Annotated in this window: 7 protein-coding genes and 1 tRNA gene; 5 read left to right on the forward strand and 3 right to left on the reverse strand. The window is 67.0% G+C overall.

Annotated features, from left to right (window positions below; translation table 11 throughout):
* Window positions 1-50: 50 nt before the first annotated feature.
* Entirely contained in the window at window positions 51-2,870 is a 2,820-nt protein-coding gene (gene acnA, locus ACSZL9_RS15260; RefSeq protein ID WP_446666357.1) for an aconitate hydratase AcnA, read from the forward strand.
* Window positions 2,871-2,878: 8 nt separating this feature from the next.
* Here acnA and ACSZL9_RS15265 read toward each other — a convergent pair.
* Window positions 2,879-2,951 (reverse strand) — tRNA-Thr (locus ACSZL9_RS15265).
* 184 nt (window positions 2,952-3,135) lie between these two features.
* Between ACSZL9_RS15265 and mgrA the strand changes: the two genes are divergently transcribed.
* Window positions 3,136-4,179 (forward strand): L-glyceraldehyde 3-phosphate reductase, encoded by a 1,044-nt coding sequence (gene mgrA, locus ACSZL9_RS15270; protein ID WP_446666358.1) that lies wholly within the window; start codon window positions 3,136-3,138, stop codon window positions 4,177-4,179.
* Window positions 4,180-4,381: 202 nt separating this feature from the next.
* Here mgrA and ACSZL9_RS15275 read toward each other — a convergent pair whose 3' ends face one another.
* Window positions 4,382-5,146, reverse strand: coding sequence for an SDR family NAD(P)-dependent oxidoreductase (locus tag ACSZL9_RS15275; protein ID WP_446666359.1), 765 nt, complete (start codon window positions 5,144-5,146; stop codon window positions 4,382-4,384).
* Window positions 5,143-6,315, reverse strand: coding sequence for an acyl-CoA dehydrogenase family protein (locus tag ACSZL9_RS15280; protein ID WP_446666360.1), 1,173 nt, complete (start codon window positions 6,313-6,315; stop codon window positions 5,143-5,145). The genes ACSZL9_RS15275 and ACSZL9_RS15280 overlap by 4 nt, the downstream gene beginning before the upstream one ends.
* A 120-nt stretch (window positions 6,316-6,435) precedes the next feature.
* On the opposite strand from ACSZL9_RS15280, the gene ACSZL9_RS15285 reads away from it, so the two are divergent.
* Genes ACSZL9_RS15285 through ACSZL9_RS15295 form a run of 3 tightly spaced genes read left to right on the forward strand, consistent with a single transcriptional unit; the run spans window position 6,436 to window position 10,336 of the window.
* Entirely contained in the window at window positions 6,436-8,553 is a 2,118-nt protein-coding gene (locus ACSZL9_RS15285) for a DUF6421 family protein (RefSeq protein WP_446666361.1), read from the forward strand.
* An 8-nt stretch (window positions 8,554-8,561) separates the two neighbouring features.
* Entirely contained in the window at window positions 8,562-9,263 is a 702-nt protein-coding gene (locus ACSZL9_RS15290) for an SDR family NAD(P)-dependent oxidoreductase (protein ID WP_446666362.1), read from the forward strand.
* Window positions 9,260-10,336, forward strand: coding sequence for a threonine aldolase family protein (locus tag ACSZL9_RS15295; protein ID WP_446666363.1), 1,077 nt, complete (start codon window positions 9,260-9,262; stop codon window positions 10,334-10,336). The genes ACSZL9_RS15290 and ACSZL9_RS15295 overlap by 4 nt, the downstream gene beginning before the upstream one ends.
* Window positions 10,337-10,409 lie beyond the last annotated feature (73 nt).

A 10,409-nucleotide genomic window follows, 5' to 3' on the forward strand; every position in this document is an offset into this window, starting at 1 on the left:
TATGACGTGAGCACCAGACATCGAGTACCGCGGCACCTACGGGAGGTCTCATGACCATCGACAGCAGTCAGACCCGAGACACGTTGGTAGTGGGCGAGACCCGCTATCAGATCCACCGCCTGGATCGCGTGGAGGGCGCCGCGCGGTTGCCCTACAGCCTGAAGGTGCTGTTGGAGAGCCTGCTGCGTCACCAGGACGGTCGGCACGTCACCGCAGAGCACATCGACGCAGTTGCCGGCTGGGACCCTGCCGCGGCACACGGGCGCGAGATCGCCTACTTCCCGGCGCGCGTGCTCATGCAGGACTTCACCGGGGTGCCCTGTGTCGTCGACCTGGTGGCGATGCGCGACGCCATCACCGAGCTCGGCGGCGATCCGGCCAGGATCAACCCGCTGATCCCCACCGAGCTGGTCATCGATCACTCCGTCATCGCGGACGTGTTCGGCCGCCCGGACGCGTTCCGGGTCAACGCCGAGCTGGAGTTCGAGCGCAACGCGGAGCGCTATCAACTGTTGCGCTGGGGCCAACAGGCGTTCACCGACTTCAGTGTCGTCCCGCCGGACACCGGCATCTGTCACCAGGTCAACTTGGAATATCTGTCGCGGGTCGTCTTCACCAGGGAGGGCCCGGACGGCTTGGAGGCATACCCGGACACCCTCGTGGGCACCGACTCGCACACACCGATGGTGAACGGCCTCGGCGTGCTGGGCTGGGGTGTCGGCGGCATCGAGGCGGAGGCCGCGATGCTCGGGCAACCCATGAGCATGTTGGTGCCGCAGGTGCTCGGGTTGAAACTCAGCGGCGAGCTCTCGGCCGGCACCACCGCGACGGACCTGGTCCTCACCGTCGCCGAACTGCTGCGCCGGACCGGCGTGGTCGGCAAGTTCGTGGAGTTCTTCGGGCCCGGCGTGGCCAACGTGCCACTGGCCAATCGCGCCACCATCGGCAACATGAGCCCGGAGTATGGCGCCACCTGTGCGATCTTCCCCATCGACCAGGTGACGTTGGACTACCTGCGGCTGACGGGCCGACCGGAGCAGCAGATCCGGTTGGTCGAGGCGTACGCCCGCGAACAGGGGATGTGGCACGACCCCGACCACGAACCGGACTACTCCCAGGTGCTGGAGCTGGACCTCGGATCCGTCGAACCGTCGATCGCCGGACCCAAGCGTCCGCACGACCGGATCCCGCTGCGGATCGCCCCGCACGCAGTGGCCTCTCTGCTGTCCGGGCGCAGCCAGGCGGAGGCGGTCGAGGCCGGTCTCGACGAGGCGTCGGCCGAGTCCTTCCCGGCGAGCGATCCGGTTGCCGTCGACCACGATCGGGACCGCGACGCGCCGCACTCGCCCTGTGCGTGCGCCGGTCAGCACGACTGGCCGAGTTCACCGGCGGAGATCGAGCTCGACGGGTCGGCATGCAGCATCGACAACGGCGACGTGGTGATCGCCGCGATCACGTCCTGCACCAACACGTCCAACCCGTCGGTGATGATCGGGGCGGCACTGCTGGCCCGGAACGCCGTGCAGCGCGGGCTCGCACGCAAACCGTGGGTGAAGACGTCGCTGGCACCCGGCTCCCGGGTGGTCACCGACTACCTCGAACGTGCCGGATTGACCTCGTACCTCGACAAACTCGGCTTCAACCTGGTCGGTTTCGGTTGCACCACCTGCATCGGCAACTCCGGGCCGCTGATCCCGGAGGTGTCGGCGGCCGTGCAGGAGCACGACCTGACCGTGTGCTCCGTGCTGTCGGGCAACCGCAACTTCGAGGGACGCATCCACCCCGAGTGCCGGATGAACTTCCTGGCCTCGCCGCCGCTGGTCGTCGCCTACGCGCTGGTCGGCACACTGCACGTCAACGTGCTCACCGATCCGATCGGCACCGACGAGTCCGGCGAGGAGGTCCATCTGCGGGACATCTGGCCGAGCGAGCAGGAGATCAACGAGGTGATCGACTCCTGCCTGCGGGCGGAGATGTTCGCCGACGGGTATGCCGATGTCTTCTCCGGGGACGAGCGCTGGCGCGGCCTCGACGTGTCCGAAGGGCAGACCTTCACCTGGGACGACGCCTCGACATACGTGCAGCAACCACCCTATTTCGACGGGGTGGGGCCCGAGCCGGCGCCGGTCACCGACCTGCAGGGCGCGCGAGTGCTGCTCAAGCTCGGCGACAGCGTCACCACCGATCACATCTCACCGGCCGGGGCGATCAAGCGTGACTCGCCGGCCGGCGCCTACCTCACCGCCCACGACGTGGGTCCGCGCGACTTCAACTCCTACGGCTCGCGCCGCGGCAACCATCAGGTGATGATCCGCGGCACGTTCGCCAACATCCGGCTGCGCAACCAGTTGGCGCCCGGCACTGAGGGCGGCTTCACTCGCGACTTCACCGTCGGCGAGGGCGAGGACGCCACGGTCACAACGGTGTTCGAGGCCAGCGAGCACTACCGTGCCGCCGCGACGCCGCTGCTGGTGCTGGCCGGCAAGGAGTACGGCTCCGGGTCCTCGCGGGATTGGGCCGCGAAGGGAACCACCCTGCTCGGCGTCGAGGTGGTGATCGCCGAGTCGTACGAACGCATCCACCGGTCGAACCTGATCGGGATGGGAGTGCTGCCGTTGCAGTTCCCCGACGGGGAGAGCGCCGACTCGCTCGGGCTGACCGGTGAGGAGATCTTCGACATCACCGGCATCGCCGCGCTGGCCGACGGGATCCCGGAGACGGTGCAGGTGCGGGCGGTGCATCCGACGACCGGCGCGGAGACCGGCTTCGACGCCGTGGTCCGCATCGACACACCCGGGGAGGCCGACTACTACCGGCACGGCGGGATCATGCCGTACGTGTTGCGGCAACTGCTCGATCAGGAGGACTGACGAAACGGAGCCGGTGACAGGAGTCGAACCCGCGACATCTTCATTACAAGTGAAGCGCTCTACCAACTGAGCTACACCGGCGTGCCGCGAGCGTGGGGCCCGCGAGCGGCCCAATGCTACCCACGCCGGTGCCCGTCTTACGAATCCAACCCGAGGTAACCAACACATCGCCCAGTGACGGCTTCCTCGGCGAGAGACGGCCCGATTTCGCCGTCACTCGCGCAGACAGCCGTCAGTCGGTGCGAGCGATGTTTGAATGTATGACGTGACGAAGCACGCAGACGACTACCAGGCAGACCGCGCACGCTACGGCTCGATGATCTATCGGCGTTGTGGCACAAGCGGATTGGACCTTCCGGCGCTTTCGCTCGGGCTGTGGCACAACTTCGGCGACGACGTCCCGTTGGAGCGGCAGCGGGCGATCCTGCGTCGAGCATTCGACTGGGGTGTGACGCACTTCGACCTCGCGAACAACTACGGCCCGCCATACGGCTCGGCGGAGCGCAACTTCGGCACGATCTTCGCCCAGGACTTCAAGCGCTACCGCGACGAGCTGATCCTGTCGACCAAGGCCGGCTACGACATGTGGCCCGGGCCTTACGGCCAGGGCGGCGGCTCCCGCAAATACCTGCTCGCCTCGCTCGACCAGTCGCTGCAGCGGATGGGCGTCGACTACGTCGACATCTTCTACAGCCACCGCTTCGACGACACGACACCACTGGAGGAGACCCTCGGCGCGCTCGACACCGCTGTCCGTCAGGGCAAGGCGCTGTATGTCGGGATCTCGTCATACAGCGGTGACCGCACGCAGGAGGCGGTGCGGATCCTGCGTGAGATGGGCACGCCGTTGCTGATCCACCAGCCGTCGTACTCGATGATCAACCGCTGGGTGGAAGAGGACCTGCTGGAGATCCTCGGCGTGAACGGCGTTGGCTGCATTGCGTTTTCGCCGCTCGCGCAGGGGATGCTCACGTCGAAGTATCTCAAGGGTGTGCCGGAGGGGTCGCGGGCGACGCAAGGCAAGTCGCTGGACCCGAAGATGCTGACCGAGGAGACCGTCAAGCACCTGCAGTCGCTCAACCGGATCGCAAAGAAGCGCGGGCAGACGTTGGCGCAGCTCGCCCTCGCGTGGGTGCTGCGGGACCAGCGGGTGACATCGGTGCTGGTGGGTGCTTCGAGCGTCGAGCAGCTCGAGGACAACCTCGGTGCGCTGGACAATCTCGACTTCACCGACGACGAGCTGAAGAAGATCGACAAGCACGCCGTGGAGTCGGGGATCAACCTCTGGGCGAAGTCCTCGAACAAGTAGGCGGCACCTCGAGACGCTCGCTCGTTCCTCACGAGCTCCTCGGCGACCTCTGACCGGAATCATGCACGCCTGGCGACAGGCCACGATCCGTTGACCGAACGACAAGTGGACGCCCGCGAGACGACGACCAGCGCAGTACCGGTGCACCGCGAGCTTGCGAGCGGAAACCGGTACTGCGCTGCGAGGAGTCGAGCCAGACGGCTCAGCGAGGCGGCATCCGGAGGGCGCCGTCGAGGCGGATGACCTCACCGTTGAGCATCGGGTTGTCGACGATGTGCGCCACCAGCGACGCGTATTCGTCCGGGCGACCCAGCCGGGAGGGGTGCGGCACCTGTGCCTCGAGCACGGACTTCACGTCGTTCGGGAGGCCAGCGAGCATCGGCGTCTCGAAGGTGCCGGGCGCAATAGTCGCGACGCGGATCTGCTTGTCCGCCAGGTCCCGTGCGGCGGTGAGCGTCAGTCCGACGACACCGGCCTTGGACGAGGCGTATGCCGCCTGACCGATCTGCCCGTCATACGCGGCGACCGACGCAGTCATCGTGATCACGCCGCGCTCGCCGTCCACGGGTTCGTTGCCGATCATCTGCTCGGCGGCCAGGCGCAGCACGTTGAACGTGCCGATCAGGTTGATCTGCACCACCTTGCTGAATGCTTCGAGCGGCAGCACGCCACGCTTGCTGACGACCCGGCCCGGTGTCGCAACGCCCGCGCAGTTGACCACGATGCGCAAGGTGCCGAGAGCCGTCGCAGTGTCGATCGCGGCTTTGACCTGCTCCTCGTCGGTCACGTCTGCTGCGACGAATTTCGCTCTGTCGCCGAGGGATTCGGCAACATCGGCGCCCTTGGACGACGCCAGGTCGAGTATGACGACGGACGCCCCCTCGGCATACAGCTTGCGCGCGGTGGCCTCGCCGAGGCCGGATCCTGCGCCCGTGACCAGTGCAACCGTGGTGGAGTCGATCTTCATCGTGCAGTGCCCTTTCCGGTGATCTCACGCAGCAGGTGGCGGGAGATCACGACTCGTTGGATCTGATTGGTGCCCTCGAAGATCTGGGTCACCTTCGCCTCGCGCATGAAGCGCTCGGCCGGGAAATCCTGGGTGTAGCCCGCTCCGCCGAGCACCTGCACCGCGTCGGTGGTGACCCGCATCGCGGCGTCGGTCGCGACGAGCTTGGCGACCGCGGCCTCCTTGGAGAACGCGCGCCCGGCGTCCTTCAGCCGAGCCGCGTGCAGGTAGGTGGCTCGCGCGGACGTCACCGCCGCCTCGAGGTCGGCCAGCAGGAAGGCCAGCCCCTGGAAGTCGGCAATCGACCGCCCGAACTGCTTGCGCTCCGAGGCGTATGACGCCGCGAGATCCAGCGCTGACTGCGCCAATCCCGTTGCGGCTGCGGCAATCCCGAGGCGCCCGGCGTCCAGTGCAGCCAATGCGATCTGCATGCCCTGGCCGCGCTCACCGATCATCCGGTCGGCCCCGACGGCGACCTTGTCGAAGTGCACCTCGGCCACCGGGTCGGCGGCCAGCCCCATCTTGCGCTCGGGAGCCCCGAAGGTGAGACCGTCGCTGTCGGCCGGCACGACGAAGCAGGACAGGCCGCGGCTGCCGGAGTCGTCGGTGCGGGCGAACGTCGTGTAGTAGTCGGCATGCCCGGCGTGCGAGATCCAGCTCTTGGTGCCGCTCAGGGTGGCGCTGCCGTCGTCGGCGAGGGTGGCACGCGTCCGCATCGACGCGATGTCGGACCCGGCTTCCCGCTCGGACAGGCAGTAGCCGCCGAGCGTTTCGCCGCCGAGGATGTCCGGCAGCAGTGCTTCGCGTTGTGCAGCGGTGCCGAAGCGCTCCACCGGGTATGCCGTCAGCGAGTGCACGGAGACGCCGATGGCCACACTCATCCACGCCATGGCGAGTTCCTCGACGACCTGCAGGTAGACCTCGTAGGGCTGCCCGCCACCGCCGACGTCCTCGGGGTAGGCGAGCGAGAGCAACCCGGCGCGGCCGAGAGTGCGGAAGACCTCACGAGGCGGTGTCGCGCTGCTTTCTGCTTCGTCGACTCGGGGAGCTAATTCGCGCGCGGCGATCTCGCGGGTGAGCTCGATCAGGTCCGCGGCATCGTCCGTGGGAAGGACACGTTCGACCGGCATGTCTTGGAGCGTAATGCGCGTCACATCCGGACCAGGGAGCGGGTTGTATACCGCAAGTTTTACGGTCTACCCTGGATTCAACAAGAAAATCTTCTACCGGCCACGAAGGATGTGACTGAAATGGGTGTCTTCCCCAAGGTGATCGTCGAGCAGGCGCACAGCAGTGCCTGGGCACTGACGCGGGCCACAGCCACCGCGATGAACCCCGCGAACCCGGCGGACTCGTCGTTGGAGAAGGCCGCAGACACCCTGCGGGGCCGTGGTTTCGAGGTTGTCGGCCACGACGCCGGCCGACTGGAGGACGCCGCGCTCGCCGATGCCGACGTGCTCGTCATCGACCACCCGGCAGCGGCCGGATCCGAGCGGACCACTGGCGACCTGCCCCCGGTGCTGGAGACGGCCGAGCTGGACACCGTCGTCAAGTTCGTCGAGCAGGGCGGCGGTCTTGTCGTGCTCGCCGAGTGCGACCAGGACGTCTACGGCAACAACCTCAACGAATTGCTGGCGCGCTTCGGGCTGCACGTCACCAGCACCACCGTGCACGAGTCCGCCGAGGGCGGGCGCCGCTTCCACGACAACGCCACCTGGGTGCTCGCGGACATCGCCGGCGGTCTCGGCCAGGGACTGCTCGCCGGGGTCGACGAGTTGTGCTTCTACCGCGCCGGCGTCATCGACATCTCGGGTGCACCCGAGGCACAGGTGCTGGCGCGCACCAGCGCCTCGGCATACCCCGCCCGCCAGCCGCTCGCCGTTGCGCTGCCGTATGGCGCGGGCCGTGTCGTCGTGCTGGCCGACTCCGACCTGGTCGGTGACGACTCGATCGACGAGCTGGACCACCGCCGCTTCTGGAGCAACCTGGTGACCTGGGCGAGCGCCGCGCGTAAGCAGACCAACAGCGTCACCTCCATCGGCTCCGGCGTCGACCGCAGCCCGGAGTGGCTGTCGCTGAAGGCGGCCGTGGAGGAGCTGCGCACGATGCAGGCCAAGGACGGGTCCGTCGAGGACGACTCCCAGCACGCCCGGGCAGCCGAGCTCGTCGAGACCATGAAGACCGAGATCGCTGCGCTGGCACCGCGATTCCCGCACGACGCGGACTACCTCGCCGAGCTGCCGAAGGACCTCGACAAGTGGATCGAGTCCGGCTTCGGCACCCCGGACTTCCTCGACTCGCTGATGAAGTTCCGCCCGGACCTGTGTCGTGAGGATGGCATCGAGCACCTGGTCGTCTTCCCGATGTACACCCAGAACGGCAACCTGGACCGTGTATTCGAGGCGCTGCTCGTCTCGGTGCAATGGCCGGACTGGCTGGCGAAGGTCGAGGAGACCTACGACAACAAGATGTTCCTGGCGGTCAACTTCATCGACTTCACGCCTGGTTACGACACCAACTCGGCGGTCCTCTTCCCGGAAACCGTTGCAGTGCGGGAGGTTCCGAAGTTCAGCTGGGGCGCGATCTTCTGCGACCGCGAGGGTGCGCGTTTCCGTCGGGTCGTCGCCGCCGCGTCGGAGCTGCTGTCACTGCAGCTCCCGCCGGACGCCGAGCGACTCGTGGCCTCCCAGGAGCTGGCGCAGTCGACCTTCGCGATGTGGGACATGATCCACGACCGCACGCACAGCCACGGCGACCTGCCCTTCGACCCCTTCATGATCAAGCAGCGGATGCCGTTCTGGATGTATGCGCTGGAGGAGTTGCGGTGCGACCTCAACACCTTCCGGCAGGCGGTCAAGCTGGAGGAGCAGGGCCAGCCCTACGCCCGATTCGTCCAGCTGGCAATCCTTTTCGACCGGCTCTTCCGCTTCCCGATCACCGGTGACCGGCACCGCAACTACGACGGCCTCGGCGGACAGCTGATGTTCGGTTACCTGCACAAGCACGATGCGTTGCACTGGACCGACAACAAGCTGTCCTTCGACTGGCGCCGGGTGCCCGAGGTCGTCGTGCAGTTGTGCGACGAGGTCGAGGTGCTCTACCGCAGCGGCATCGACCGGTCGCGTGTCGGCCACTGGCTCGCCTCGCACGAGTTCGTTGCCACGTATGTCGTGCCCAACCCCGGCTCCACCTGGGCAAAGGGCGCCGACGCGCTGCCCTTCGACGGCACGAAGACCAAGGCGCTGAACGACCTGGTGCTCGATGACGAGTTCCCGCTCAACGTGTTCTACGAGGCGCTGCGCAAGCAGATGGCGTCGGTGATCGCCTCCACCTCCGGCATCACTGCGACGACCTCCGACGCAGCATGATGGAGCCTATGGGTATTGATCTCAACGGAAATGTGATCGTGGTCGCCGGCGCTGCCGGCGACCAGGGTCGCGCCACCTGCGCAGCGTTCGCTGCGGCGGGGGCGACGGTTGTGGCGGCGGGCCGGGACTCCGGTCGACTCGACGAGGTCGTCGCGCTCGACCCTGAACACATCGTCGCGTCGGTCGTCGACCTCAGCGAGGACACCGCGACGAAGCAGTGGGCCGATGCTCTGCTGGCCGAGCACGGACGCGTCGACGGGCTGATGCATCTGGTCGGCGGCTGGCGCGGCGGCAAGGGCATCGTCGAGTGCGACCTCGCCGACTGGGATGTGTTGGAGGCCAGCCTGATTCGCACCTTGCAGCACGCGACGCGCGCGCTGCACGGCCCCATCCTGCAATCCCCGCATGGTCGGATCGCGATCATCTCCTCGACCGGTCTCGAGAAGCCACGGGCCACGAACGCGGCATACCTGGCTGCCAAGGCCGGCTCGGAGATGTGGCTGCGTGCCGTGGCCGACTCCTACAAGGAGAGCGACGCGGCGGCCGTGATCGGGCGCGTGATGGCCTTGGTCACCCCGCAGATGCAGGCCGAAAAGCCCGACGGTTACAAGAAGTTCACGCCGGTCGAGAAGGTCGCGGAGTGGTTGGTCGGGCTCTATGAGCGGCCCGCCGACGAGGTGAACGCTCTGATTGAGACGATTAGCCGGTGAGCGACTCCCAGACCTTTCCCACCCCTCTGCACGACCCAGCGGTGCGCGGCTTCGCCAGCGACAACTACTCCGGCATACATCCGGAGGTTCTTGCCGCGATCGTCCGCGCCAACGGAGGGCACCAGGTCGCGTATGGCGAGGACGTCTACACCGAGAAGTTGCAGGAGGTCTTCGCCGACCACTTCGGGCCCGGTGTCGAAGCCTTCCCGGTCTTCAACGGCACGGGCGCGAATATCGTTTCGTTGCAAGCGGTTACGAAGCGCTGGGAGGCGGTGATCTGCACCGAGACGGCGCACATCCACGTCGACGAGTGTGCAGCGCCGGAGCGGATGGGCGGCCTGAAGCTCATGGTCGTGCCCACCCCTGACGGCAAGCTGACGCCCGAGCTGATCGGCACCGTCTCACTGGGTCGTGGCGACGAGCACCACGCGCAACCGCGGGTTGTGTCGATCACCCAGACCACGGAGCTCGGCACGGCATACACCGTCGACGAGATCCGGGCGATCGCCGAGCACGCCCACGCAAACGACATGGTGCTGCACGTCGACGGCTCCCGCCTGTCCAATGCCGCTGCCAGTCTTGGGGTTTCGTTCCGCGAGATGATCACCGACACCGGCGTCGACATCGTGTCGTTCGGCGGCACCAAGAACGGTCTGATGGTCGGCGAAGCCGTGCTGGTGCTCAATCCCGACGTCGTCGACGGCATGAAGTTCCTGCGCAAGCAGTCGATGCAGCTGGCCTCGAAGATGCGCTTCGTGTCCGCGCAGCTGATCGCTCTGCTGTCCGACGATCTCTACCTGCGTAATGCCGGGCATGCCAACGCAATGGCCCAACGGCTCGTCGAGGGTGTGCGCGATCTGCCGGGGTTGAGCGTGCCGTTGCCGGTGCAGGCCAACGGCGTCTTCCCGATCCTGCCGGTCGAGGTGTCTGAGCGGCTGATGGAGAAGTTCCGCTTCTACTTCTGGGACGAGTCCACCGGGCAGGTGCGCTGGATGTGTGCGTTCGACACGACAGAGGCGGACGTCGACGCGTTCATCGCGGCAGTGCGTGCGGAGCTCACCGCCACTCGCTGATCGACGCAAGCTGGTCGATTGCCGTGCAGCAAGGTGGTCGAGTGCCGGAGGAGCGGGCGGGGTCCCCGCGAAG

This window comes from Flexivirga sp. B27 (genome assembly GCF_052905685.1).

Coding starts and splice junctions, on each gene's coding strand:
- acnA (WP_446666357.1), top strand. CDS start 51: ATGACCATCGACAGCAGTCAGACCCGAGACACGTTGGTAGTGGGCGAG.
- ACSZL9_RS15275 (WP_446666359.1), bottom strand. CDS start 5,146: ATGAAGATCGACTCCACCACGGTTGCACTGGTCACGGGCGCAGGATCC.
- ACSZL9_RS15280 (WP_446666360.1), bottom strand. CDS start 6,315: ATGCCGGTCGAACGTGTCCTTCCCACGGACGATGCCGCGGACCTGATC.
- ACSZL9_RS15285 (WP_446666361.1), top strand. CDS start 6,436: ATGGGTGTCTTCCCCAAGGTGATCGTCGAGCAGGCGCACAGCAGTGCC.
- ACSZL9_RS15290 (WP_446666362.1), top strand. CDS start 8,562: ATGGGTATTGATCTCAACGGAAATGTGATCGTGGTCGCCGGCGCTGCC.